The sequence below is a fragment of the Burkholderia sp. NRF60-BP8 genome (assembly GCF_001522585.2).
Classification (GTDB): domain Bacteria; phylum Pseudomonadota; class Gammaproteobacteria; order Burkholderiales; family Burkholderiaceae; genus Burkholderia.
Genome location: NZ_CP013372.1, coordinates 1,030,873 through 1,054,663, shown reverse-complemented (window position 1 = coordinate 1,054,663; position 23,791 = coordinate 1,030,873). Strand labels below are relative to the sequence as shown.

23 protein-coding genes are annotated in these 23,791 nt (G+C 68.4%); 5 read left to right on the top strand and 18 right to left on the bottom strand.

The window, feature by feature from the left end:
* Positions 1 to 8 precede the first annotated feature (8 nt).
* The 4 genes from glnQ to WS54_RS04895 all read right to left on the bottom strand — a co-directional run bounded on the left by glnQ (position 9) and on the right by WS54_RS04895 (position 6,124).
* A complete protein-coding gene (gene glnQ / locus WS54_RS04910; RefSeq protein WP_034205076.1) occupies positions 9 to 737 on the bottom strand; it encodes a glutamine ABC transporter ATP-binding protein GlnQ in 729 nt (242 codons plus the stop codon).
* The gene (glnP, locus tag WS54_RS04905; protein WP_059500780.1) at positions 734 to 1,390 is read right to left on the bottom strand and encodes a glutamine ABC transporter permease GlnP; all 657 of its coding nucleotides are present in this window, start codon (positions 1,388 to 1,390) and stop codon (positions 734 to 736) included. Before glnP ends, glnQ begins: the two co-directional genes overlap by 4 nt.
* Before the next feature lie 66 nt (positions 1,391 to 1,456).
* On the bottom strand, positions 1,457 to 2,209 hold the full coding sequence (glnH, locus tag WS54_RS04900; RefSeq protein ID WP_034205078.1) for a glutamine ABC transporter substrate-binding protein GlnH: 753 nt from the start codon (positions 2,207 to 2,209) through the stop codon (positions 1,457 to 1,459).
* 375 nt (positions 2,210 to 2,584) lie between these two features.
* Complete coding sequence (locus tag WS54_RS04895) at positions 2,585 to 6,124, bottom strand: ABC transporter ATP-binding protein/permease (protein WP_059785055.1); 3,540 nt, start codon at positions 6,122 to 6,124, stop codon at positions 2,585 to 2,587.
* Positions 6,125 to 6,243: 119 nt separating this feature from the next.
* On the opposite strand from WS54_RS04895, the gene WS54_RS04890 reads away from it, so the two are divergent.
* On the top strand, positions 6,244 to 7,191 hold the full coding sequence (locus WS54_RS04890; RefSeq protein WP_034205080.1) for a LysR family transcriptional regulator: 948 nt from the start codon (positions 6,244 to 6,246) through the stop codon (positions 7,189 to 7,191).
* A gap of 40 nt (positions 7,192 to 7,231) precedes the next feature.
* Here the strand turns inward: WS54_RS04890 and WS54_RS04885 are convergent, their stop codons facing one another.
* A complete protein-coding gene (locus tag WS54_RS04885) occupies positions 7,232 to 7,603 on the bottom strand; it encodes an MAPEG family protein (RefSeq protein ID WP_034205081.1) in 372 nt (123 codons plus the stop codon).
* A 301-nt stretch (positions 7,604 to 7,904) separates the two neighbouring features.
* Between WS54_RS04885 and alr the strand changes: the two genes are divergently transcribed.
* Positions 7,905 to 9,026 carry an alanine racemase gene (gene alr, locus WS54_RS04875; RefSeq protein ID WP_059783866.1) on the top strand — a complete coding sequence of 374 codons (1,122 nt, stop codon included), beginning with the start codon at positions 7,905 to 7,907 and terminating at the stop codon, positions 9,024 to 9,026.
* Positions 9,027 to 9,220: 194 nt separating this feature from the next.
* On the opposite strand, the gene WS54_RS04870 is transcribed toward alr, so the two are convergent.
* On the bottom strand, positions 9,221 to 10,015 hold the full coding sequence (locus WS54_RS04870) for an enoyl-CoA hydratase (RefSeq protein WP_059785059.1): 795 nt from the start codon (positions 10,013 to 10,015) through the stop codon (positions 9,221 to 9,223).
* Between the two features lie 184 nt (positions 10,016 to 10,199).
* Positions 10,200 to 11,621 carry an MFS transporter gene (locus WS54_RS04865; RefSeq protein WP_059783867.1) on the bottom strand — a complete coding sequence of 474 codons (1,422 nt, stop codon included), beginning with the start codon at positions 11,619 to 11,621 and terminating at the stop codon, positions 10,200 to 10,202.
* A 257-nt stretch (positions 11,622 to 11,878) separates the two neighbouring features.
* Here WS54_RS04865 and WS54_RS04860 point away from each other — a divergent pair, with 257 nt between their 5' ends.
* Complete coding sequence (locus tag WS54_RS04860) at positions 11,879 to 12,760, top strand: LysR family transcriptional regulator (protein ID WP_034205084.1); 882 nt, start codon at positions 11,879 to 11,881, stop codon at positions 12,758 to 12,760.
* A 12-nt stretch (positions 12,761 to 12,772) separates the two neighbouring features.
* Here the strand turns inward: WS54_RS04860 and WS54_RS04855 are convergent, their stop codons facing one another.
* The 8 genes from WS54_RS04855 to WS54_RS04820 form a co-directional block, all read right to left on the bottom strand.
* A complete protein-coding gene (locus tag WS54_RS04855) occupies positions 12,773 to 13,723 on the bottom strand; it encodes a hypothetical protein (RefSeq protein ID WP_059783868.1) in 951 nt (316 codons plus the stop codon).
* Between the two features lie 149 nt (positions 13,724 to 13,872).
* Positions 13,873 to 14,325 (bottom strand): DUF3592 domain-containing protein, encoded by a 453-nt coding sequence (locus WS54_RS04850; RefSeq protein ID WP_059783869.1) that lies wholly within the window; start codon positions 14,323 to 14,325, stop codon positions 13,873 to 13,875.
* A gap of 10 nt (positions 14,326 to 14,335) precedes the next feature.
* Positions 14,336 to 14,920: a hypothetical protein gene (locus tag WS54_RS04845; RefSeq protein WP_059783871.1), complete on the bottom strand. Its 585-nt coding sequence runs from the start codon at positions 14,918 to 14,920 to the stop codon at positions 14,336 to 14,338.
* Positions 14,921 to 15,119: 199 nt separating this feature from the next.
* Positions 15,120 to 15,485 carry a response regulator gene (locus WS54_RS04840; protein WP_006486240.1) on the bottom strand — a complete coding sequence of 122 codons (366 nt, stop codon included), beginning with the start codon at positions 15,483 to 15,485 and terminating at the stop codon, positions 15,120 to 15,122.
* A 37-nt stretch (positions 15,486 to 15,522) separates the two neighbouring features.
* On the bottom strand, positions 15,523 to 16,482 hold the full coding sequence (locus WS54_RS04835; protein WP_034205088.1) for a chemotaxis protein CheX: 960 nt from the start codon (positions 16,480 to 16,482) through the stop codon (positions 15,523 to 15,525).
* A 22-nt stretch (positions 16,483 to 16,504) separates the two neighbouring features.
* Entirely contained in the window at positions 16,505 to 17,083 is a 579-nt protein-coding gene (locus WS54_RS04830) for a hypothetical protein (protein ID WP_059783873.1), read from the bottom strand.
* Positions 17,080 to 17,808, bottom strand: a complete 729-nt coding sequence (locus WS54_RS34410; protein WP_059785064.1) for a methyl-accepting chemotaxis protein — start codon at positions 17,806 to 17,808, stop codon at positions 17,080 to 17,082. The genes WS54_RS04830 and WS54_RS34410 overlap by 4 nt, the downstream gene beginning before the upstream one ends.
* Before the next feature lie 22 nt (positions 17,809 to 17,830).
* The gene (locus WS54_RS04820; RefSeq protein ID WP_059783876.1) at positions 17,831 to 20,218 is read right to left on the bottom strand and encodes an MCP four helix bundle domain-containing protein; all 2,388 of its coding nucleotides are present in this window, start codon (positions 20,216 to 20,218) and stop codon (positions 17,831 to 17,833) included.
* 96 nt (positions 20,219 to 20,314) lie between these two features.
* Between WS54_RS04820 and WS54_RS04815 the strand changes: the two genes are divergently transcribed.
* Entirely contained in the window at positions 20,315 to 20,503 is a 189-nt protein-coding gene (locus tag WS54_RS04815; protein ID WP_236872758.1) for a hypothetical protein, read from the top strand.
* 116 nt (positions 20,504 to 20,619) lie between these two features.
* Here the strand turns inward: WS54_RS04815 and WS54_RS04810 are convergent, their stop codons facing one another.
* Both WS54_RS04810 and WS54_RS04805 read right to left on the bottom strand, forming a co-directional pair.
* Positions 20,620 to 21,027: a type II toxin-antitoxin system VapC family toxin gene (locus WS54_RS04810; RefSeq protein ID WP_059783877.1), complete on the bottom strand. Its 408-nt coding sequence runs from the start codon at positions 21,025 to 21,027 to the stop codon at positions 20,620 to 20,622.
* Positions 21,024 to 21,266 carry an antitoxin gene (locus WS54_RS04805; RefSeq protein ID WP_027782744.1) on the bottom strand — a complete coding sequence of 81 codons (243 nt, stop codon included), beginning with the start codon at positions 21,264 to 21,266 and terminating at the stop codon, positions 21,024 to 21,026. The genes WS54_RS04810 and WS54_RS04805 overlap by 4 nt, the downstream gene beginning before the upstream one ends.
* Positions 21,267 to 21,523: 257 nt before the next feature.
* Between WS54_RS04805 and WS54_RS04800 the strand changes: the two genes are divergently transcribed.
* On the top strand, positions 21,524 to 22,213 hold the full coding sequence (locus WS54_RS04800; protein ID WP_059783879.1) for an alpha/beta hydrolase: 690 nt from the start codon (positions 21,524 to 21,526) through the stop codon (positions 22,211 to 22,213).
* A gap of 57 nt (positions 22,214 to 22,270) precedes the next feature.
* Here WS54_RS04800 and WS54_RS04795 read toward each other — a convergent pair whose 3' ends face one another.
* Entirely contained in the window at positions 22,271 to 23,776 is a 1,506-nt protein-coding gene (locus WS54_RS04795) for an amino acid permease (protein ID WP_059783881.1), read from the bottom strand.
* Between the last annotated feature and the right edge of the window lie 15 nt (positions 23,777 to 23,791).

Here is a 23,791-nt window from a genome sequence, read left to right as displayed (position 1 = left end):
GGTTTCGTTCAGGATACGTGCTTCAGGAATTCCTTCAGGCGCGGCGTCGGCGGCCGGTCGATCAGGTCGGCCGGATGGCCGTCCTCGGCAATGCCGCCCTGATCCATGAACAGCAGCCGCGTGCCGACCCGCTTCGCGAAGCCGATCTCGTGAGTGACGACGATCATCGTCATCCCCTCGGTCGCGAGATCCTGCATCACTTTCAGCACTTCGTGGCGCAATTCCGGATCGAGCGCCGACGTCGGCTCGTCGAACAGCATCAGTCGCGGCCGGATCGCGAGCGCGCGCGCGATCGCGACGCGCTGCTGCTGGCCGCCCGACAGCTCCGACGGGTAATGATTCGCGCGCGATTCGAGGCCGACCTTGTCGAGCAGCGCCATCGCCTGGTCACGTGCGTCGGCGCGCGACGCGCCGCGCACCTGCATCGGCCCGAACATCACGTTCTCGAGCGCGGTCATTTGCGGAAACAGGTTGAACTGCTGGAACACCATGCCGGCTTCGAGCCGGATGTTGCGAATCGTCGCCGCGTTGCCGCGCACGCTCTGGCCGTCGACCAGCAGCTCGCCGCCGGTGATTTTCTCGAGTGCGTTGATACAGCGCAGCATCGTCGATTTGCCCGAGCCCGACGGGCCGACCACGACGACCACCTCGCCCGCGTCGATCTTCAGGTCGATGTTCTTCAGCACCGGCACATGGCCGAAGCTCTTCGACACGTTCTGGAATTCGATCATGCTCATAAGATTTTCATCCGCTTTTCGACGAGACGAAGCGTCAGCGTCATCGCACCGGTCAGTATCAGGTAGATGACGGCCACCGCACTCCAGATCTCGACCGCCTGGAAATTGCCCGCGATGATTTCCTGCCCCTTGCGCGTCAGCTCGCCCACGCCGATCACGATGAACAGCGACGTGTCCTTCAGGCTCACGATGCACTGGTTGCCGAGCGGCGGAATCAGCCGCCGGAACGCCAGCGGCCCGACGATCTTCAACAGCACGCGCGGCATCGACAGCCCCATCGCGAGCCCCGCTTCCGTCAGCCCCTTCGGGATCGACAGCAGCGCGCCGCGCACCACTTCCGCGAGATACGCGCCGGAATTCACCGTGATCGCGATGATCGCGGCCGTCAGGCCGTCGATGCGGATATGCGCGAGCAGCGGCAGTGCGAAATACAGGAACATCACCTGCACGACGATCGGCGTGCCGCGAATCAATTCAATATAGACCTGTGCGAGCACGTTCATCGCCTTCGGTCCGTATGCGCGGAACATGCCCGCGATCATCCCGACGACGAAGCCGCCCACCAGCCCGAAAAATGCGATGAACACCGTCAACCGGACCCCGTCCATCAGGTCCGGCAACGCCGCCCAGATCGCCGACCAATCGAAATTCACTTGTCGCTCCCCGTTCGATTCAAGACCCGCGCGGCCCCGGGGCCGCGCGCCGATGCGCCGTCACGCTCACATCTTCGGCGGCTCGGCGCCGAACCACTTCTTGTAGATCTGCGCGTAGCGGCCGTCGGCCTTGATCTTCACGAGCGACGCGTTGACCTTCGGCACCAGCGCGCTGCCCTTCGGGAAGCCGATCCCGTACTTGTCGCCGCTGACCGGCTGGCCCGCGACCTTCACCTTGCCCTTGCCTTCGTTGTTCACGAAGAACAGCACGTTCGGCGTGTCGTGCATCGCCGCGTCGACGCGGCCGGCTTCGAGCGCGAGGTAAGCCTGGTCGATGTTCGGGAACTGGCGGACCTCCTTCGGCTTCAGGTGCGCCTTGATCCAGTCGATCGTCGCAGTGCCCGTCTTCGCGGCGATCACCTTGCCGTTCAGGTCGTCGATCGACTTGATCGACGTGTCGCCGGCTTGCACCATCGCCGCAAGCCCGCTGTCGTAATACGGCGCGGAGAAGTCGATCGCCTTCTTGCGCTCTTCCTTGATCGTCATCCCCGACAGCGCGACGTCGATGTTCTGCGTCTGCAGCGCCGGAATCAGGCCCGCGAAATCCATCGGCTGGATCGTGTATTTCCAGCCCTGGTCCTTCGCGATCTCGGCCCACAGGTCGAGATCGAAGCCGACGTACTTGTCGCCCTGCTTGAACTCGAACGGCATGAACGACGTATCGGTCCCGACGACGAGCGTCTTGGTGTCCGCGTGCGCGAGGCTGGCGCCGAGCGCGGCGACGACCGCGACGGCTTTCAGGAAGGAACGGCGACTCATGGTTTCTCTCCGCATGATTGAGCGATGTAACCGGCCGACGGGCCGGCGGAACGACGACATCGAGTCACACCGCAACATGCGATGTCTAATTAGACATTAGTGCAACAAGTGTTGTCAATGGCGATACTACGACGCCAAAAAAGTCCGCAACAGATAAATGCATCGAGACAAACCCGGGCCGCGCGGCGCGGATAGATCGGAGGAAAGCGGGAGGATGGCGGAGCACAATGCCCCGCCGGATCGTGGCGCGGCGCGGGGCGGAAGATGGCGCGCCGTGCCGGAACGGTCGTGCGCGTCACGCCGACAACCGCCGGCTCGATTCAATGCAGGTGACGCAACGCTCGGCCAACGGGCAACGCGCCGATGCCGCGTCGCTCACGCCGCGACCCCGCTCGCCTGATGCGACACGAGCCGCGCATACGCGCCCTGCCGCGCCATCAGGTCCGCATGGCGTCCGGCCTCGACCACCATGCCCTGCTCGATCACGAGGATCAGGTCGGCATGGCGCACGGTCGACAGACGGTGCGCGATGACGATCGACGTGCGCTGCGCCATCAGGTCCTCCAGCGCCGCGCGGATCTGCTGCTCGCTGATCGTGTCCAGGTGCGACGTCGCCTCGTCGAGGATCAGCACCGGCGCATCCTTCAGGAATGCGCGCGCGATCGCCACGCGCTGGCGCTGGCCGCCCGACAACTGCACGCCGCGCTCGCCGACGCGCGTCGCGAGCCCGTCCGGCAGCCGCGCGACGAAGTCGCCGAGCGCGGCGTGATCGATCGCGCGCCGCACGTCCGCGTCGGATGCGTCGTTCGCGGCGAGCCGGATGTTCGCTTCGAGCGTGTCGTTGAACAGGTAGGTATCCTGCGCAACGAGCGCGATGTGCTGCCGCAGGTCGTCGAGCCGCAGGTCGCGCAGGTCGACGCCGCCGAGCGTCACGCGGCCCTGCTGCGGATCCCAGAAGCGCAGCAGCAGGCTCGCGACGGTCGACTTGCCCGCGCCCGATGCGCCGACCAGCGCGACCGTGCTGCCGGGCGGCGCCTCGAAACTCACGCGATCGATCGCGGGCACGCTGCGCCCCGGATACGTGAACGACGCCGCCTCGAGCCGCACCGTCGCATCGCCGGGCATCGCGTGCGCGCCGTCGGTCACCGTCACGGGCTCCTTCTCCAGCGCGCGCAAGCGGCGCGTCGAGGCGATCGTGTCGGCCAGCTGGCGCGCGACCTGGCCGATTTCGGCCACCGGCATGAACGCGGCCACCGCGACCAGCACCAATAGCGGCAACGATTCGCGCGGGAACCCGCCGCGTGCGCACAACCACGCGCCGAGCGCCGCGACCGCCAGCCCGCCGAGCCCGCTCGCGACTTCCAGCGCGGCGCTTTGCGACGACAGATCGTCGAGCAGCTTCGCGCGCTGCCGGCGGTACGCATCGACCTCGGCCACGAACGCCGCGCGCCGGCGCGCGATCACCTGGAACGCGGTCAGTTCCGCGAGCCCCTGGATCGTTTCGGTCAGGTGCGCACCGAGCTGGCCGAGCGCTTCGCGCGCACCGGTGCCGAGCCGGTCGACGTCGCGCCGCGCCAGCACCGGTGCGAGCCCCGCCCACAGCAGAAACGGCAACAGCACGAGCGCGAGCGGCCACGCGACCGACACGAGCAACGCCAGCACACAGGTCGGCACGAGCACCGCGACGAAAGCCGGCGCCAGCGTATGCGCGTAGAAATATTCGACGGTCTCGACGTCCTGCGTCGCGAGCGACACGAGATCGCCGGAACGGCGGTGCAGCAGTCCGGCCGGCGCGAGCCGTTCGAGCGTCGCGAACAGCGCGATGCGCATTTCCGCGAGCAGCCGGTACGCCATGTCGTGCGCGAGCCAGGATTCGAGCCAGTGCAGCACGGCCGCGACCGGCGCGATCGCGAGCAGCGCGACCACGAGCCCGCTGCCGACCTGCCCCGTCGGCACCGCGCCGACCACCCGTGCGCCGATCACGCCGACGCCGATGAATGCGAGCACGCGGCCGATCCCGAACAGCACGGTCAGCATCACCTTGGCCTTCCACGGACGCACGAAGCGCAGCAACGTCTGCAACGTTTCCGGCCAACCGATCGTCGCCGCATCGTCGTTCAGCGGCCGCACCTGCGGGCCCGACGACGCGCGCGCGGTCGCACCGGCGGCCGCCGTCGCGCCGACGGATTCGGCGACCGCTTCCAGTTGCGGCCCCATCAGCCGTCGATACGGGCCGTCGCGCGCGATCAGCGCCGCATGCGTCCCTTCGTCGACCACCCGCCCCTGGTCGAGCACCAGGATACGATCGGCGCCGATCACGCTGGACAGCCGGTGCGCGAGCACGAGCGTCGTCCGTCCGTGCGTGAGCCGGTCGAGCGCCTGCTGGATCAGCGCTTCGTTCTCCGCATCGACCGACGACAGCGCCTCGTCGAGCAACAGGATCGGCGCATCGCGCAGCAGCGCGCGGGCAATCGCGATGCGCTGGCGCTGGCCGCCCGACAGCATGAGCCCGCGTTCGCCGATGCGCGTGGCGTAACCGTCGGGCAGCGCCGAAATGAAATCGTGCGCGTTGGCCGCGCGCGCGGCCGCGATCATGTCCGCGTCGCTGGCGTCCGGGCGGCCGAGCCGCAGATTGTCGGCGACGCTGCCGTCGAACAGCGTCGCGTCCTGCGCGACGACCGCGATCATGTCGCGTACCTGGTCGGCCGAGAGCGTACGCACGTCGTGGCCGCCGATCCGGACCGCACCGCCTTGCGCGTCGTGCTGGCGCAGCAGCAGGCGTACGATGGTCGACTTGCCGGCCCCGCTCGGCCCGACGATCGCCACCGTCTCGCCCTCGCGCACCGAGAAACTCAGCGCCGCATGAGCCTCCGCGCGGCGCCCCGGATACGCGAAGCTGACGTCGTCGAACGCGATCTCCGGCCGCAGGCCCGCCACCCGCGGCGCGTCGGCGGCCGGCGCCCGACTGCCCGCGTCGAGCAGCGCATGGATCGCATGCGCCGCGGACTGGCCGATCATCCCCTGATGCAGCACCGCACGCAGGTCGCGCAGCGGCCGGAAGATCTCGCTGCCGGCCATCAGCACGATCAGCAGCGCTTCAAGGCTCATGTCGCCGTGCCGCACACGCCACGCGCCCACCGCGATCGCCGCGGCCGCGCCGAGGCCGGTGCCGAGATCCGTGAAGAACCGCGTCAGCAGGCCGAGCGCGAGCACCCAGAACGTGCTGTCCGACAGCGCGCGCGCCTTCGCTGCCAGCTTCGCGCCGAACGCGGTGCTCTGTCCGAACGCCTTCAACGTCGGCAGGCCCTGCACCGCGTCGAGAAACTCCTCGCCGAACGCCTTGAACGCGGCCGAACGGGCGAGCGCCGCCCGCTTGTCGGCGCGATGCACGAGCTGCGGCAGCGCCAGCGTGACGAGCGCCGCGACCAACAGGATCGCGGCCGTCGGTACGTCCCACCACGCGAGCACCGCGAAGATCATCAGCGGCGCGCACGCGGCGATCACGAGCTGCGGCAGGTAAACGCCGAAAAAAGTCTGCAACTGCTCGACGCCGTCGACGACGGCGAGCATGACGCCGCCCGTGCGTTCGCCGTTGAACCATGCGGGGCCGAGCGCGGCGATCCGGTCGAACAGCCGCGCGCGCAGCGTCGCCTGCACGCGGCCCGCCGTATGCTGCGCGAGCACCGTGCGGCGATGATCGAGCCAGGCACGCAGCAGCACGCAAGCCGCCGTTGCAGCGACGGCCTCGCCGATGTCGCGCGCCGGCGCGCCGGAAAAAACCAGCGCCAGCACGCGACCGAGAAATACGAAGCGCAGGATGCCGACACCCATCGCGAGCAGCCCGAGCGCGACGGCCGCCGCCACCCGCCAGCGCAGTCCCGCCATCATCGCCCATAGTCGTCGGTCGAAATACATGAAGCCCTCCAGTCGGTGTTTCGTTGCGTTGTTCTTGACCGGATCGAGGCTACCCGCGCCGCCCGCGCGCGGCAAAAGATGATTTTTCAACGGGTGTTGAGTCAACTACAATACCCCGCATGTCGCACCTACCTCCCCTCAGCGCATTGCGTGCTTTCGAGGCGACCGTTCGCCTCGGCGGGTTCGCGCGCGCGGCGGTCGAGCTGAACGTGTCGACCAGCGCGGTCAGCCATCAGATCCGCTCGCTCGAGGAATCGCTCGGCGCACGGCTGCTCGAACGCAGCACGGGGCTCGGCGGCATCAGCCTCACGCCGGCCGGGGCGCGCCTGCTGCCGGCCGTCGGCGACGCGCTGTCGCGTCTCACCGACGCGTGCGCCGAGATTCGCGGCACCGCGCAACGGCTCACCGTCTCCGCCAACGCGCCGTTTTCGTCGATGTGGCTCGCGCGCCGGCTGGCGGAATTCTCGTCGCTTCATCCCGACACCCCGCTGCACGCGGTCGTGCTCGACGACGAGCCCGATTTCGCGCGCAGCGGCGTCGATCTGGCGATCGTGCACGTGCCCGCGCACCGGCTGCGGGCCGACGACGACGTGCTGATGCGGGAAACCGTGTTTCCGGTGTGCAGTCCCGAATTGTTTCCGTACGCATCGGGGTACGTATGCCGCTCGCGGCTGCTGCAGGAGATGCACGAGGACAACCCCGAGATCGACTGGCGCAACTGGGCGTCGGAATTCGGCCTGCCGAGCGACTTCGAGACGAAGATCGTCCGCTACAGCAGTTTCAGCCAGGTGATCGGCGCGGCCGTCGGCGGCGCGGGCATCGCGCTCGGCCGCGTGCCGCTGATCGAGCCCGAACTGCGCAGCGGGCGCCTGGTGCCGCTGGTGCCGGGCCTCGCGCGCGACGCGTCGTGGCGCTTCGTGCTGCGCCGCCATCCGTCGACGCGGCACCGGCTGCTCGATCCGTTGATCGCGTTCCTGCGCAGTGAAGCGAACGCGCCGCCGTTCGTCTCGAAAATGGTTGCGCCCGCATCCAACGACAGTCACGCGCGAGGCACGAGCGGCGCCTGACGGGCCGGCATGCGAGGCCGGCGTCGCGTCGCCTGGCTGCTTACGGCGTCGCGAAGAACAGCGCGACGACGCACGCCATCCCGCCGAACCACACGAGCGAACGCAGCGACGCCCAGTTCAGCAGGTACATCAGCGCATAGACGATGCGGATCGCGACGAACGCGATCGCGAGCTGGTCGACGCGATGCACGTTCGCGCCGTTGTGCCATGCCACCACCAGCGCGGCCGTGAACAGCGCAAGCGCTTCCCACGCATTCTGATGAGCGGCCTGGGCGCGTGCGCGCCAACCTTCGAGCTTCGCCAGGTACGCGCGCGGCGCGCGGTTGTCGTAGCCCTTGCGGGCCTTGGCGAGAAACGTCATCGGGAACGGCAACAATGCGACGATGAACAGGCACAGCTGGGACGTCGTCATCCAGGTCTCCTCCATTATGATTACATTGAACAATGACAAGATCGCCGAGAGCTTAGCATCGCGCCGTGCCGTTCGCGCACCGGTTTTCTAGACGGGAGACTCGGCCGCGCAGGCCGCCGGCAACGAGCCCGGCCTGCTATGACACCAAAATTTCCACCAAATCGTCGACAAATACGTTAATTAAAACTGGTCGATCACCAATAAGATAGCGCTCAACACTGGCTTGGCACGCGGTCGCGCCAAGCCCGCCGTTTCCTCCGCGCCGCCGTGCGCCGAACGACATCCGACCCGAGCCCTTGCCATGCCCCGTCCCATCGTCGCCCATATCCGCCCGGACGCCGTCCGCCACAACCTCGACTTCATCCGCCGCACCGCTGCGCAATCGCGCGTGTGGGCCGTGATCAAGGCCAACGCGTACGGCCACGGCATCGAACGGATCTACCCGGGCCTCGCGGCCGCCGACGGCATCGCGCTGCTCGATCTCGACGAAGCCGTGCGCGTGCGCGAGCTCGGCTGGGACAAGCCCGTGCTGCTGCTCGAAGGGATCTTCGAGCCGGCCGACGTCGAGTTGGCCGATCGCCACCGGCTGACGGTCGCCGTGCACTGCGACGAACAGCTCGACCTGCTGATCGCCGCGAAGCCGCGGCAGCCGATCGACATCCAGCTCAAGATGAATTCCGGGATGAACCGGCTCGGCTACCGGCCGGCCGCGTTCCGCGCCGCCTGGGAGCGCGCGGCGCGCGCGCCGTCGATCGGCAAGATCACGCTGATGATGCATTTCGCGAACGCCGACGAAGGCGAGGTCGACTGGCAGCTCGAGCAGTTCGACGCGACCACGGCCGGGATTCCGGGCGAGCGCTCGGTATCGAATTCGGCGGCGGTGCTGTGGCACCCGCACGCGCACCGCGACTGGGTGCGTCCCGGCACGATCCTGTACGGCGCTTCGCCGACGGGCGCGTCGCGCCATATCGCCGACACGCCGCTGACGGCCGCGATGACGCTGACCAGCCGGATCATCGGCGTGCAGACGCTCGCCCCCGAAGAGACCGTCGGCTACGGCCGGCGCTTCACGGCCGACCGGCCGATGCGGATCGGCGTCGTCGCGTGCGGCTACGCGGACGGCTATCCGCGCCACGCGCCGACCGGCACGCCGATCGCCGTGGACGGCGTGATGACGCGCGTCGTCGGCCGCGTGTCGATGGACATGCTGACCGTCGACCTGACGCCGTGCCCGCACGCGGGCATCGGCTCGAGCGTCGAGCTGTGGGGCGACCAGGTGAAGGTGGACGACGTCGCGGAAGCCAGCGGCACGATCGGCTACGAGCTGATGTGCGCGCTCGCGCGCCGCGTGCCGGTGGTGATCGTGCCACCCGGCGCGTCGAGCGTGCAGCCGGCGCCGCGGACCGGCAGCTACGGGCGCTGACCGGCGGCGGTTCGGCGGTTCGGCGGTTCGGCGGTTCGGCGGTTCGGCGGTTCGGTGATACGCGAGCGCACCGCCGCACCTGTCGCGCTACATACCGGCGGCCCGCTCACGCGCACCGGCGACGACGCGGTACGTCGTTGCGCGTCGTGCAACGACGGGCGCCGATGCGCTCCGTGCCCCCTTCCGGCGAAACATCACGAACGCCACGTCGGCTTCCGCTTGTCGAGGAACGCGTCGATGCCCTCGCCCGCATCCTCTTCCATCATGTTGCGTGCCATCACGTCGCCCGCGTACGCATACGCTTCGTCGAGCGGCATCTCGCGCTGACGATAGAACATCTGCTTGCCGACCCGCACCGCGGCCGGGCTCTTCGCGACGATCTCCGCGACCTTGCGCGCGACAGCCGCATCGAGCGCGTCCTCGGGCACGGCTTCGTTGACGAGTCCCCACGCGGCGGCCGTCGCCGCATCGACGAAGCGCCCGGTCATCAGCATGTCGAACGCGCGCTTGGCCGCGACGTTGCGGCTCAGCGCGACGGCCGGCGTCGAGCAGAACAGCCCGACGTCGATGCCGGACACCGCGAAGCGCGCGGTGTCGGCCGCGATCGCGAGGTCGCACGCGGCGACGAGCTGGCAGCCGGCCGCCGTCGCGATGCCGTGCACGCGCGCGATCACCGGCACCGGCAACGCGCGCATCGCGAGCATCACGCGGCTGCACTGCGCGAACAGCGTGCGGTAGTAGTCGAGTTCGGGCTTGCCGCGCATCTGCCGCAAGTCGTGGCCGGCGCAGAACGCCTTGCCTTCGGCCGCCAGCACGACGCAGCGCACGTGCGGATCGGCAGCCAGCGTATCGAACGCATCGTGCAGGGCCGAGAGCAACGCTTCGGACAACGCGTTGAACTGCTGCGGGCGATTCAGGCGCAGCGTGACGACGCCGTCGTGCGTGTCGCGCAGCAGGATCGGATCGGCGGTCTGTTGATCGGGTTCCATGGGGCTCCGCTGGACGGGGTTCGACAGGTGGCGCGGCGAGGCGAACGCGTGACCGTCGCGCCCGCCCGCTCGCGGCATGACGAGGAAATGGTCCTCCACATTCCGCGGCGCGTCCAGCCGCGCCGCCGCATGCGCGTGCGCAGCGGCTTGCCGGCCACTGCGCCACGCCCCTGCCGCTCGTGCGTCAACGGCGCGGCTGCGCGGCTTGCGCGCGATCTGCCGTCCGCGCAGCCAGCGCGGCAATCGCATAGGCGACGCAGCCGAGCGCCGCGACTGCCCACAGCGCATCGGTCGGATCCGGCAACAGGATCGTCGCGGCGCCTGCGACGGCCACGCCGAGCAGGCTGCCGGCCTGCCGTGCCGCGTTGAGGAACCCGGATGCCACGCCCGCCGCGTCGGCGGGCACCTGTTCGAGCACCGTCGCGATCATCGGCGCCACCGACAGCGCGGTCCCGGTGCCGAATGCGACCATGGCCGTCCAGACCGCCGGCCACGGCGCACGCAGCGCGAGCGCAAGCGCGATCGCGGGAACGGCCAGCGCCGCCATCGCGAGGCCGTTCGCCATCAGCGTGACCGGACGCACCCGGCCGTGCAGTTTTCCCGACAGCAGATTGCCGAGCGACAGACTCAGCGCGAACGGCAACAGCGTCAGCCCCGTCTGCCGCGCACTCATGCCGAAGCGCCCGTGCAGGTACAGGCTCAGCACGAACAGCAGCCCGAAGTACCCGACATAGACGAGGCTGCCCATCAGGTTCATCGCGACGAAGATGCGGTTGCGAAACCATGCGAGCGGCACCATCGGATCGCGGGCACGCCGCTCGACCACGACCAGCACGGCGGCGGCGAGCGCGGCGATCAGCAGCGCGCACCGGACCTCGGTGGCGCCCACGCCGCGCGTCGGCAGTTCGATCACCGCGAAACACAGCGCACCGAGCGCCGTCGCCCCGACGCACTGGCCGGCCCAGTCGAACCGGCGCACGTCCTGCGCGGCCGATGCCCGGACGAGCGCCGCCGCGCCGGCAAAAGCCACGGCGCCGGTCGGCACGTTGATCAGGAATGCGCTGCGCCAACCGAAATCGTCGACCAGGATCCCGCCGAGCACCGGCCCCACGGCGACCGCGACCGACGCGATGCCGGCCCACACCGCGATCGCCCGCGCCCGCTCGGCCGGCACGTCGAAGGTGCTGCGCACGATCGCGAGCGACGCGGGCAAGAAGAGCGCAGCGCCCATGCCCTGCCCGAAACGCGCGACCACGAGGACCGCCACCGACGACGCGACGCCGCACGCCGCCGACGCGGCGACGAACAGCGCCAGCCCGGCGAGATACACGTGCTTCGCGCCGAACCGGTCGGACAGCGCGCCGCCCGCGAGAATCAGCGCGGCGAAGCTGAGCGTGTACGCGTCGACGATCCACGCGAGCTCCGCGACCGTCGCGCCGAGGCTCGTGCGCATCGCCGGCAGCGCCACGTTGACGATCGTCGAATCGAGTACCGCCATGAACATGCCGACCGCGACGAGCGCCAGCGTCCAGCGCTGCTCGCGCGCCGTCGGGCGGCTCGGCGCCGCCGCGGCGACAGGAACGGAAACGGAATGGCAATCGGACATGACACCTCCAGGCAGATGCCGGGAGTCTAGGACCGCGCGCCTGATGCGGAAAAGTGATAATTTCGCATTTGCCTGATGCAGATTTGCATCATTCGATGCCGCCCGCCGCTGGCTGCCCGATTGTCCGTTGAGCGACTTCACCCGGTAGCGGTAGACAAGAATCATGCAGGCGATCCCGACCCGTGGCAGAACCTGCCTGTCAACCGCACGCCTTGCCTTCCCGCCATCGATGGCGGGGTTTCTCGGAGCACATTCTGATGAACTGGGACAACGCCCGCTTCTTCCTCGCGCTGGCGCGCACCGGCACGCTGCGCGGCGCCGCGGCGCAACTGAACGTCGACCAGGCGACGGTCGGGCGCCGGATCGCCGCGCTCGAGGACGAACTCTCGGCCCGGCTGTTTCTCCGCACACCGTCCCTCTATGTGCTGACGACCGCGGGCGAAGCGCTGCTCGAACCGGCCGAAACGATGGAGCGGGCGTCGCTGACGATCGAACGCCGCGTGATGGGGCTCGACGAGCAACTCGCCGGGTCCGTGCGCGTCGCCACGACCGACACGCTCGGCAAGCGCTTCGTCGTTCCCGCGATCGCCCGCTTGCGGCGCAGGCATGCCGGCATCGACGTCGTGTGCGTGACGTCGGCGCAAATCACCAACCTCACGCGCCGCGAAGCGGATCTCGCGATTCGCACGTTGCGGCCGGAATCGCCGGACCTGATCGTCAGGCGGCTCGGGCATCTCGAAACCGGCATCTACGCATCGCACCGCTATCTGGCCGAACGCGGCGAACCGGTCGCGGGCAGCGCGTTCGACGGGCACGATCTGGTGATGTATCAGCAGCCGGTGGTGCCGACGATGTGGGACGCGCTGTGCGGCGAGCCGACTTCACGCGGCCGCGTGATGTTCCAGACCTCGTCGACGATGATGCTGGTGGAAGCCGCGCTGGCAGGGCTCGGCATCGCGGAGCTGCCGTGCTTCCGCGCCGACGCCGAGCCGGAACTGGTGCGACTCATGCCGCAGCGGTGCAATCATTTCGACGTGTGGCTCGTCGCCCATGCCGATCTCTACAAGACCGCGCGCGTGCAGGCGGTGATCGAGGCGGTCGTCGACGAATTCGCGACGGCGGCGGCCCCCGCCCGCTAACGGGCCGGTGCGTCAGCGCGGCTGATATTCGCCATCCGTCGCCGACCAGCGAAACGTCCGGCGCCATTTGCCGCCGCGCTCGCGCAACTGCAAGTCGTGGAAGCCGTCCGTCGACGTCGACAGCACGCTCAGCGCATTGCTGCCTTCCGTGATGTCGTGATCGCGCGTGCCGTCGCGATGCCAGTCGCCGGCGATATCCCGGTAGAACATCATCGGCTGGGCGAACACGACGCGCAGCGTCTTGCCGTCGATCCGGAACAGGTACAACGCCTCGAACGATGCGCCGCCGCCGGAATAGCCGATCGACCAGCCCGCCCGTACCCCGAACGCGGCATCGCCCGCCCGCAGCGTGTACGGCGCGAGATCGAACCGCGACCACCGCTCGGGCCGTAACGCGACATCGCGCGACTGCTTCGTCTGCTCGAGGTAGTCGGGTCTGTCGAGATTCGTGTTGCTCCAGTCGGTCGCCTGTTCGAGCGGCTCTTCGGTGCGCGCGACGAGGCGCGGCACGCCGTCCGGACCGCGCTCGAACACGCCCAGCCAGACCAGCTCCTTCCGGTCATCGGCGTCGGCGTGGCTCTCGAAGCCTTCGCAATCGGTCGGCGCACTGAATCGCAGCACCTCGCGCGCAGACTCGTCGGTCGGCGCCACGCAGACGATCGCGACGAACGCGCCAGGGCGCTGCGGCCACGGTTTCGCGCCGACCAGCACGACACGCGCAAGCGGCTGGCCCGGGGCAAGCTGCGCCACCAGCCTCTCCTTCGTGAAGCCGGGCGGCAGGTGCACGCCGAAACCGTCCGCTTCCGCGCCGCTCATGTCGCGCGCGTACGCGGCGCGTGCTTCGGGCGAACCGAGCTTCCCGGGCACCTGGTCGAGCGAATGCGCGGTGCCGGCCGCGTGCGCGGGGAAGCCCGCGAATGCAGCGCCGATCGCGACGAGCCACGGTATCAAGCGAATTGTCATGCGGGAATGTCCTGTGAAGTAACGAGGCAACATACTGCGACGCCGCACACGCAATCGTGTGCGCGACAACCGGATCGGCCCATAGTGTCACGTGCGTTTCATGATGTTCTGCTTGCCGGATTCGACGCGTTTCAGCGCGCAGCAGGCGGTCACTCCCGCTTGCGCCCGCTGCGCCACACACGCACGCCCGACCGCAACTGACCGACACCGACGACGAAAGAGACCAACCCCATCGCGCCGAATGTCAGCACATCGCCCCAGATCGCGCCGAACGTGTTCATCCGCGCAGTCATCTCCGGCGCGTCCGGCGCATAGCGCACCTCGACCGTCGCGCCGTCCTCGACGCTGACGTCGCCGCCCTGCGGATATTCGACATGCTCGCCCGCGAGCGTCGTGAACGCGATCTCCGGATGATGCGGTCCCGCGTTCAGCTTGACGACGCGCCCCGGCACGACGACCGACGTGCGCAGGAACTCACGCGTCGACTGCGCATACAGGGCGACGCCGATCAGCATGCACGTGCCCACGACGGTAAAGACGACGCCCTTTGCGATCAGCGTCTCGATGTGCCGGGCTGCAGCGCGGCCGGATACGGACATCATCCGTTTCGCGCTACGGACGCGACCGATAGAACGACACGTCGATCCGGGACTGTGTCTTGCAGCGATACATCACGCCGCGCCCCGTTTCGTCGGTCACGCCTTCGTACGGCCCGTTGCAGCCCGTCACCTTGTACCGCGCGAACGGAACGCGCTTGCCGTCCGTCGGACGGACCAGCACCGGAATGCGTCCCGTCGGGCCGTCGCCGATCGTGCGGACGAGCACCATGCGCGCCGCATCGATCGGCGCGTCGGAACGCATGTAGAGCGTGCGCCCCTGCGCGTCGGTCGCGCCTTCGACTTCGAGTTCCCGGCTGTCCTGGGCGGCGCTGGTGTAAAGCGCGAACGCATAGCGCGTGTTCGGCAGCGCCTGCCTGGTGGCGGGGTCGTGCAGCACGAAATAGCATCCGTTCGCGCCCCGCCCGGCCGACGCCTGCCCGTTGGCCTGCGTGGGATTGCACGTGTACGACGAGCCGCCGCCCGCGGCCGCCGTTGGTGCGTTCCGTGGCCCCGTGTTCGCGCATCCGCCCGCCAGCGCGGCGACCAGCGATACACACGCGCCGCGCAGGCGCGCGGGCCGACCGATTCCGGTTTTCATTGGAAGGTGTTCCGTTCCCGATGTCGTCAATGCCGGGCGTGCCGTGCATGACACACCGGCACGCCGCCCTCGGCAACCGGCAGGATACGGACATCGGGGCGCGCTGTAAATTGCGCCGGCGACCGGCCACGCCGCGGCCGCGCAACCCGAACCGCAGCGTCGAATGCCGGCGCGGCATCGGGCCCGCCGGCCGCGCGCGTCAGCCCGCGAGCTTCTTCAGCGCGTCGAGCACCGCGTCGCCCTTGAACGGCTTCACGATCCAGCCCTTCACGCCGGCGGCCTTGCCGCGCTCCTTCATCGCCGGGCTGCTTTCGGTCGTCAGCATCACGACGTTGACCGCCGTGTTCGCCAGCTCGCCGCGAATCTTCTCGACCATCGTCAGGCCGTCCATGTTCGGCATGTTCACGTCGCTGATCACGAGGCGCACGCCGGGCGTCGCCTTGAGCTTCGCGAGCCCGTCCTTGCCGTCGACGGCCGTCGCGACGTCGAGCCCGTGATTGCGCAGGAAGCCCGCCACTTCGTCGCGCACCGTGCCCGAATCGTCGACCACCAGAATCTTTGCCATGTCGTATTCCCCTTTTCGTCGTTGCCGACTTCAACATTCAAAACAGTTCGAGTTCGCCCGATTCGACCATCGGCCCGACGTCCTGCACCGATTCGCGGAAATCCTCCGGCGACCAGCTCAGGCTGAACACGAAACGCTGGTCGAGACGGACCGAGCGCCCCGATGCCGGATCGGTCATCCGGTACTTGAAACAAAGCTGCGGACAATCGCCGCCGAACGAGATGAACTTCTGCTTGTGATTGACGACGAGCGGCACCTGCACCGGATGGCGCGCCAGCGCCTCGGCGTCGCCGAGATAGCGGTTCTTGAACGCGCCCCACACGAGGTTGGTCAGCTCGCCGAGCACGCTGTTCACGTCGCGGAAATCCGGCGCGCGGCTGCCGTCGCGCGTGCCGCCGAGCATGTCGAGCAGCGGCTGCTCGCTCGTCTGCAGGAGCATGTAGCCGCGGCACCACGCACTTTCGAGCGCGATCAGGCTGAACACCTCGCCGAAGATGATCTGGTCGCGCACGATGCACGGCGTGTCGTGCTCGATCGTCATGCCCGGGAACAGGCTGTCGAGGCGCGCCTCGGTGATCTCCGAGATGCCGCGCACGAGCGCGTTCGGGTAGTCGCGGCCGAACAGGTATTCGTCGATCGCACGCGCGAGCGGCGTCATGTCGTCGGCGACGTAGGCCGCGCACGCGACACGGGCGAGCGCATCTGGCAGCCCGTCGCGCGACGCGAGCGATTCGCGGCGCAGGATGATCGGCAGCTCGGGCCGCAGCGCGTCGATCTGCGTCGCGATGATCGCGCTCTCGGCCGGCGAGCCGCCGTAATCCTCGGCCAGCAGGATCGCGCCGAGATCGATGTTCGAGCGCAGCACCTTCAGCAACCGGCTGCGCCGCACGGTCAGGCCGACCAGGTTGTGCTCGTCGCAGAAACGCTTGATCGCGTCGGCATGCACGCGGCTGTCGTCGAGCACGAGCACCTTGCTGACGGGTTGGTCTTCGGTCATCTGATGGATTCCTGATGGTCGGTCAGAACAGTTCGAGCTCGCCGCCGGTTTCCACCGTGGCCGATTCCGGCACATGGAAATCGACCGGCGCGTTCGCGCACACGCACAGCGTCGCGCCGACCCGCACGTCGTCGAGCGTCAGGTCGTACGCGGCCACGTAATCGGGCGAGAGCGCGTGCATGTAGTCGATGCTCGCGCCGCTCAGCAGGTAAGGCGTCGACATCCCGAGATCGGGAAACGGCACGGTCAGCGCCTGGTTGATCGCGCCGCAACACAGGTTCGCGGCTTCCATGAACGCGTCGGTCAGCGGCCGCTGGTTGCCCGCGCCTGCCGCCGCGCCGACGAAATGGCGGCGCGTCGCGTCGTCGTCGCTGAAGCGCAGCGCGAGCAGCAGGCGGAAGTGCAGCGCCGAGATCGTCAGCACGACCACATGCTCGGGCGCCGTCGGTTTCGATCGCGACGTCGCCTGCACGCGATCGGGCGCGTCATGTTCGTGGCCGGCGGCCGGCCGGATGTCGCATGCGCCGCCGGATGCGAGCCGCGTGCGCGCGGCGTCGAAAAAGATCCGCTCGAAACCGGCTCTCGCCTGCGCGCCGATCACGCGGCCTCTCCTTCGATCCGCGCGTGCAGTTGCCCGGCCAGCGTCTCGACGGTCGCGAGCGCGGCCGTGATCATCTTGCCGCCGGCCTGGATGTCCTGGAACGTCGCGGCCGTCACGAGATCGTTGCGGTTCAGGCTGTCGCGATAGCTGTTCGACAATTGCTGCGAGCGCGCGGCCAGCCCGCGCACCTCGCTCGCGACGATCGAGAAGCCGCGCCCGGCCGTGCCCGCGCGCGCGGCCTCGATCGACGCATTCAGCGACACGATCGACACGTGCGCGACGATCGCCGACAGCTCCTGGTTCTTCGTCCGCATGTCCTGGTTCTGCGTGGTCAGCGAGATCATCTGCTCGTGCCAGCGCTCGAACGTGCCGGCAAGCCCGCGCAGGCGCGCGGCTTCGTCCGCGATCTTCATCGCGTGCTGCGCGAGCGCCGCGCGATCGGCCGACAGCGCCTGCAACGCGTCGCGCTGTGCGCCGTGCGCGGATGCCTCGCGTGTCAGCGCCTCCTCGAGCTGCGCCTCGCGCCGCGCCCATGCGTCGGCCGCTTCCGCATGCGCCGACGCCGCTTCCTCGGCGCGTGCGCGGGCGGCGTCGAGCGCGTCGCGCAACCCATCGGCCTCGCGCGCCAGCGCCGCGACGTGCCGCCCGCGCATCACGCGAAACACGATCGCCGCCGCCGCGGCGACGACCGCGCCGCCCGCCAGCGCGGCGGCCATCTGGATCATCCACGCCTGCACGATCACGCCGTCACTCCGCTGCGCCGATATCCGCGATGCGCGCCCGCTGGGCCGGCCCCGCGCCCTGCGCGGCGCCGTCCGCCGCGAAGCGCGCCGGCAGCGACACGATCGTCTCGAACGCGCGATACGGCGCGCCGACGCGATCGTCGGTGAAGCGCAGCGCGATATCGCCGCCTTCGCGCTTCAGGAAATTGCGCACCGCGTCCATGCCGACGCCGCGTCCGGATACTTCGGTCACCGTCTGCGCGGTCGAAAAACCCGGCCGGAAGATCAGCTCCGCGACTTCCTCGTCGGACAGTGCCGCCGCGTCGTCGGCATCGATCCAGCCGCGCTCTCGCGCGATGCCGCGAATCCGCTCGAGCGCGAGGCCGCGGCCGTCGTCGGCGAGTACGAACCACAGCTCGCCGCCGCCCACGCCGACCGCGATGTCGATCGTGCCGGACGCCGCCTTGCCGGCCGCGCGCCGCACGTCGGACGATTCGATCCCGTGGTCGATCGAATTGCGCAGCAGGTGCATGAATACGTTCTTCAGCGTCGCGACGATCTCGCTGCGCACGCGCTGGCCGTGGCTGTCGATATGCACGACCGGCGCCGGCTTGCCGAGCTCGGCCGCGAGCGACGGCAGCGACTCGATCACGCTGCCGAGCGCCTCGCCGATACCCTGGGTGCCGAGCTGGCTCAGCATGCGCCGCACGGCATCGCGCGCCGCGTGCCAGTCGGACGCATTCGCCGGATCGGCGCCGTCGAGCACGCGCAGGCTTTCGCTGATGCGCGCGCGCTCGACCATCAGGAAATCGGCGCCGCTTTGCGCCGGCTCGCTGCTGCGGCCGAGCGTGACCGCGTTGATCGTCGCGTAGTGGTCGACGGCTTCGCGCACGCGCGCCAGGTCGTCCATCAGCGCGTCGCGGTTCCACTCGGGGCCGCTGTCCGCGCGCCGCAGCGATTCGTACGCCTGCTCCGCTTCGTGGACGATGTTCGTCAGATGCTGGAGGCTGTAGGTGCGCGCATTGCCCTTGATCGTGTGCATGTTGCGGAACAGCGCTGCGACGATCGAGTGATCGGCGCGTTCGTGTTGGCGGATCATCCGCTCGTTCTCGCTGAGGAAGCCCTTCGCGCTGTGCACGAAGTCGTGGAACTTGTCCTGGCTGATCGACAGGATCTCGCCGATCATCTCGAGGCGCCGCTGCTGCTCGCCGGCCTGCGCGGTCAGCTCGCGGATCTCGGTCACGTCGCGCACGCACAGCATCAGGCGCACCACCGTGTCGGTCTCGTCGGTGATCGCCGACCAGCTCAGGTCGAGCCATTTCTCGCGGCCGTCCGGCATCCGCTTCGCGACTTCGTTGACGAGCAGGTGCTCGTTGAACCCGAAGTTCATGCTGTCTTCGCCCAGGCACGCGTGCACGGCCGCATCGACCTGCGAACGCGCGTCGGCGCCGATCGTCGAATCGTCGAACACGAGCGCCATCAGGTCGCGGCCGGCGATGTCGTTCGTTTCGAAGATGGTTTCGAGGTACGCCGAATACTCCGCATGCACGACGCCGCCTTCGACGACGGTCAGGATGCCCTGCTGCATGTTCTGCAGCATCGCCTGGATGTCGGCCGTCTTCTGCTTCAGTTGCGCGGCGTTCTCCTGGATCTTCTCGATCATCCCGTTGAACGCGACGATCGAATGGCCGATTTCGTCCATCCGGCCCACCGGCACGCGGCGCGTGAAATCCTGGCTCCTCGCGATCTCGCTCATCGCCGTCTGCATCCCGATCAACGGGCGCGTGATCTGGCGATACAGCACGAGGCCGAGCGCGGTCAGCAGCACGATCACCGTGCCGGCGACGGCCGCGATCGCGGTCGCCGTGGTCGCGAGCATCCCGTTCAGCGCGCCGATCGCGTCGTCCTTCTGGCGGTTCTTCTCGACGCGCAGCGTGTCGACGATGCTTTCGAGTTCGTCGCGATACTGCGCGACGTTCGCGAACAGATAGGCCTGCGCCATCTCGGCCTTGCCGTCCGCCTTCATCTTCACGGTGTCGTCGATCGCCGCGAAATAATTGGCGGCGCTGTCCTTCGCCTGCGCGACGAGCCCTTCCTGCGCGCGGCCGACCGCCGATTTCGCCTGCGCGTCGAGCGCGGCGCGCAGGGCGGCCTGCTTCGCCTTCAGCTCGTCGCGGGCCTGCGCGGCGGTGTTCGCGTCGGGCGCGTAGACGAGCGTCATCGTCGCGATCTGGATGTTCTTCACGTCGGCGACGAGATCCGCCGACGCGAGCGCGCTCGGCACGATTCCCTGGGTGACCTGACGCACCTCGGACGCGCTCTTGCGCGTCTGGTACACGGCATAGATGCCGATCGCGGACAGCGCGAAGAACGTCAGGACGACTAGCAGCGTAATGCGATGACGGATGGTCATGAGTACAGCTCCCCGCAGCGATCCGGCTTCGATCGCCCTTTGGTCTATTGAAAGAATGTGAGCGCCGAATTATCGGGGAAGGTGTATGACCGTCCGATGACTGAAAATCAATCGTTCATTGAGGAAATTGGAATGAATAATTGCGCGGGAAAAATCCTAAAGTTTTTTGCAGATTTGCCGTTAACTTCCGGCCGCTATACGCGGCGCGGCTGCGGCGCTCGATGCGTCGCCGTAATGGCGGATATTCATTGTTTTATTCATGCCCCGCAAAATCCGTTTTATTGAATGCCGGCAAAACGTTTGCGCATTATCGGCGAGCCGGTTTGTTTTGGTTTCTTTTTATGATCGATGCGGCGTTCGCCTCGCAGGTTCGTTGATGTCGCCCTTGCGCGATCCGCCGCTCAGCCTTCGTTCGGTTCGGCGAGCCAGTCCTCGAATTGCAACCGCGGAACCCGCCCGAATCCGCGGACGTTGTGCGTGACGAGCACGAGATGCCGGGCGCGCACCTGCCCTGCGATCAACGCGTCGTAAGGGCCGATCGGCGCGCCGGCCGCGATCAGATGTGCACGAATTTCGCCCGCATGCTGCGCGTCCTCGGTGTCGAACGGTACGACCTCGAACTGAAGCGCGTCGACACGCGCGACGTTCGCTGCCGCTCGCCGGCTCTTGTACGCGCCGTAATAAAGCTCATGCGCGACGATCGCAGGAATCCCGAAATCGGCCGGCTGCCACGCATGCAGACGGGCCAGCATCGCCGGCTCGCCCTTGAGAATGGCGATCACCGCGTTGGTGTCCAGCAGGAACTTCATTCGAACACATCCAGGCCCGAACGCTCCTGAGCGGACGGCTGCGTGGTCGCGGCAGCCTCGAAATCGGCGTCGACCGGGCCGATCAGCGGTGTCAGCCATGCCCAGTCTTGCGGCACCGGTTCAAGAATGACGGACGCCCCATGGCGGCGGATGCGCACCTCGGCCGTATCGAAGCGGAAATCCTTCGGCAGCCGGACGGCCTGCGAGCCGCCATGCTTGAAGATCTTTGCCGTATCCATCTTCGCGCCCTCACGTATCTACAAAATGTATCTATTTTATCAACCGCACGTGAGAATGACGAGTCGTCCGACCGGACTACCGTCGATGGGTTGCCGGGCCGTTGGTCCATACCTGGCGGCATGGCCTCGCGATTCGTTCCCGCAACGCACCGTGGCCCCATTCATTCCTGCCAGGAAACAATCAATCCCGCCCCGGCGATTCCCCTCCCGATCCGCCCGCTCTAGACTGTCGCATCGTTCCTTTTCGGACCCACGCAATGACCGACGTCCTGCCGCTGACCACCGATCCCGAATCCGGGCTGCAGTACCGGCTGCGCCCGGCCGCCGGCCGCCCCGCCGCGCGCCTGTTGCTGCTGCACGGCGTCGGCGGCAACGAAACCAACCTGCTGAACGTGGCCGACGCGATCGATCCGCGCATCGAAATCGCGTTCGTGCGCGGCCCGCTCACGTTCGGGCCGAATCAGCATGCATGGTTTCCGGTGCGTTTCGGCCCGAACGGCCCTGAAATCGATGCGGCGCGTGCCGACGCGAGCCGCGTGCAACTGATCGCGCTGCTGCACGCGCTCCGCGCGCGGGATGGCGCGGCCCCCGCGTCGGCAACCGTGATCGCCGGCTTCAGCCAGGGCGGCATCATGAGCGCGAGCGTCGGCCTCACGTCGCCGGGCGACGTGAGCGCGTTCGCCGTGCTGTGCGGGCGCATCCTGCCGGAAATCGATCCGCTGATCGCGCCGCGCGATGCGCTTCGCCCGCTGCACGCGTTGATCGTGCATGGCCGCTTCGACGACAAGCTGCCCGCCGCGTGGGCGGACAAGGCCGATGCGAAACTCGCCGCGCTCGGTGTCGCGCACGACACGCGGCTGTATGCGGCCGGACACGAGCTGACCGCGGAGATGGCCGGCGATTTCGGCCGATGGGTCGGCGAGCGCGCCGGCTTGAACCGGACTTGAACCGGACGCACCGCGGGCGCCGGCCCGCAACCGGACCGGCGCCTGCGGTGCATGGCATTACGCGTTCTGCGCAGGCTCGGCAACGGCGCGCGCCGTTGCGGGCATCGCCGCCGCCTGCTCGCGCACGGCGCCGCGCTTCGCCAGCTTCCAGCCGACCACCAGCGCGAGCACGACGACCGGAATCATCGCGACGGTCCACGTGCCGCCCGGATAATCGAACGCCATCAGCACCAGCACGCTGACCAGGAACCCGAGCGTGAGCCACGACGTGAACGGCGCGCCGGGCATCCGGAACGACACCGGGCTCAGTTCGCCGCGATCGACCGCGCGACGGAACAGGATCTGGCACATCACGATGAAGCCCCAGGTCGTGATGATCCCGAGCGACGCCATGTTCAGCACGATCTCGAACGCCTGCGCCGGCACGATGTAGTTCAGCGGCACGCCGATCGCATTGACCGCGACCGTGACGAGGATGCCGCCATAGGGCACGCCGCGCGCGTTCATCCGCGACACGAAGCGCGGCGCGGAGCCGCCCATCGCGAGCGAGCGCAGCACGCGCCCGGTCGAATAGAGGCCGGAATTCAGGCTCGACAGCGCGGCGGTCAGCACCACGACGTTCATCACCGTGCCGACGTACGGCACGCCGAGCTTGCCGAAGAACGTCACGAACGGGCTTTCGTGCGCGCTGTACGCGGTCCACGGCAGCAGCATCGTCAGCAGCACGACCGAGCCGACGTAGAACAGCGCGATACGCCACATCACGCTGTTGATCGCCTTCGGCAACACCTTGCGCGCATCGGCGGTCTCGCCCGCCGCGACGCCGACGAGCTCGATGCTCGCGTAGGCGAACACCACGCCCTGCACGATCAGCACGGCCGGCAGGATGCCGTGCGGGAAGATCCCGCCGTGATCCGCGACGAGATGCAGCCCCGGCATCTGGCCGGCGACCGGGTGCCCGCTCGCGAGAAACACGGCGCCGACCGCGAGGAACAGCGCGAGCGTCCCGACCTTGACGATCGAGAACCAGAACTCCATCTCGCCGAACACCTTCACGCCGATCATGTTCATCACCGACACGATCCCGAGCGCGCCGAGCGCGAACACCCATTGCGGCACGTCGGTGAACACGGCCCAGTACTTCATGTAGATCGCGACCGCGGTGATGTCGACGATGCCGGTCGTCGCCCAGTTCAGGTAGTACATCCAGCCCGCGACGAACGACGCGCGCTCGCCCATGAACTCCCGTGCGTACGACACGAAGCTGCCGCTGGTCGGCCGGTGCATCACCAGCTCGCCGAGCGCGCGCATGATCAGGAACGCGAACACGCCGCACACGAGATACACGAGCGCCAGCGCGGGCCCCGCACTCTGCAGGCGGCCGCCCGCGCCGAGGAACAGGCCGGTGCCGATCGCGCCGCCCATCGCGATCATCTGCACGTGGCGCGGCTTCAACTTCTGTTCATAGCCGGCTTCGTGCGACGCGAACATCGCATCGCGGTCGGCATGACGGGGATCGGCGCCGCCGGCCGTGTCGGCCGGGCGCTCGCTGGCGTGCTTCATGGTGTGTCTCCGTTT

What these genes read in the sequence shown, in the direction of transcription:
- WS54_RS04850 (WP_059783869.1), bottom strand. Translation starts at nt 14,325, where the DNA reads ATGATGTCCGTATCCGGCCGCGCTGCAGCCCGGCACATCGAGACGCTG.
- WS54_RS04860 (WP_034205084.1), top strand. Translation starts at nt 11,879, where the DNA reads ATGAACTGGGACAACGCCCGCTTCTTCCTCGCGCTGGCGCGCACCGGC.
- WS54_RS04800 (WP_059783879.1), top strand. Translation starts at nt 21,524, where the DNA reads ATGACCGACGTCCTGCCGCTGACCACCGATCCCGAATCCGGGCTGCAG.
- WS54_RS34410 (WP_059785064.1), bottom strand. Translation starts at nt 17,808, where the DNA reads ATGATCCAGATGGCCGCCGCGCTGGCGGGCGGCGCGGTCGTCGCCGCG.
- WS54_RS04805 (WP_027782744.1), bottom strand. Translation starts at nt 21,266, where the DNA reads ATGGATACGGCAAAGATCTTCAAGCATGGCGGCTCGCAGGCCGTCCGG.
- glnH (WP_034205078.1), bottom strand. Translation starts at nt 2,209, where the DNA reads ATGAGTCGCCGTTCCTTCCTGAAAGCCGTCGCGGTCGTCGCCGCGCTC.
- WS54_RS04795 (WP_059783881.1), bottom strand. Translation starts at nt 23,776, where the DNA reads ATGAAGCACGCCAGCGAGCGCCCGGCCGACACGGCCGGCGGCGCCGAT.
- WS54_RS04835 (WP_034205088.1), bottom strand. Translation starts at nt 16,482, where the DNA reads ATGACCGAAGACCAACCCGTCAGCAAGGTGCTCGTGCTCGACGACAGC.
- WS54_RS04890 (WP_034205080.1), top strand. Translation starts at nt 6,244, where the DNA reads ATGTCGCACCTACCTCCCCTCAGCGCATTGCGTGCTTTCGAGGCGACC.
- WS54_RS04810 (WP_059783877.1), bottom strand. Translation starts at nt 21,027, where the DNA reads ATGAAGTTCCTGCTGGACACCAACGCGGTGATCGCCATTCTCAAGGGC.
- alr (WP_059783866.1), top strand. Translation starts at nt 7,905, where the DNA reads ATGCCCCGTCCCATCGTCGCCCATATCCGCCCGGACGCCGTCCGCCAC.
- WS54_RS04820 (WP_059783876.1), bottom strand. Translation starts at nt 20,218, where the DNA reads ATGACCATCCGTCATCGCATTACGCTGCTAGTCGTCCTGACGTTCTTC.
- WS54_RS04815 (WP_236872758.1), top strand. Translation starts at nt 20,315, where the DNA reads ATGACTGAAAATCAATCGTTCATTGAGGAAATTGGAATGAATAATTGC.
- WS54_RS04885 (WP_034205081.1), bottom strand. Translation starts at nt 7,603, where the DNA reads ATGACGACGTCCCAGCTGTGCCTGTTCATCGTCGCATTGTTGCCGTTC.
- WS54_RS04855 (WP_059783868.1), bottom strand. Translation starts at nt 13,723, where the DNA reads ATGACAATTCGCTTGATACCGTGGCTCGTCGCGATCGGCGCTGCATTC.
- WS54_RS04845 (WP_059783871.1), bottom strand. Translation starts at nt 14,920, where the DNA reads ATGAAAACCGGAATCGGTCGGCCCGCGCGCCTGCGCGGCGCGTGTGTA.
- WS54_RS04865 (WP_059783867.1), bottom strand. Translation starts at nt 11,621, where the DNA reads ATGTCCGATTGCCATTCCGTTTCCGTTCCTGTCGCCGCGGCGGCGCCG.
- WS54_RS04840 (WP_006486240.1), bottom strand. Translation starts at nt 15,485, where the DNA reads ATGGCAAAGATTCTGGTGGTCGACGATTCGGGCACGGTGCGCGACGAA.
- WS54_RS04895 (WP_059785055.1), bottom strand. Translation starts at nt 6,124, where the DNA reads ATGTATTTCGACCGACGACTATGGGCGATGATGGCGGGACTGCGCTGG.
- glnQ (WP_034205076.1), bottom strand. Translation starts at nt 737, where the DNA reads ATGAGCATGATCGAATTCCAGAACGTGTCGAAGAGCTTCGGCCATGTG.
- WS54_RS04870 (WP_059785059.1), bottom strand. Translation starts at nt 10,015, where the DNA reads ATGGAACCCGATCAACAGACCGCCGATCCGATCCTGCTGCGCGACACG.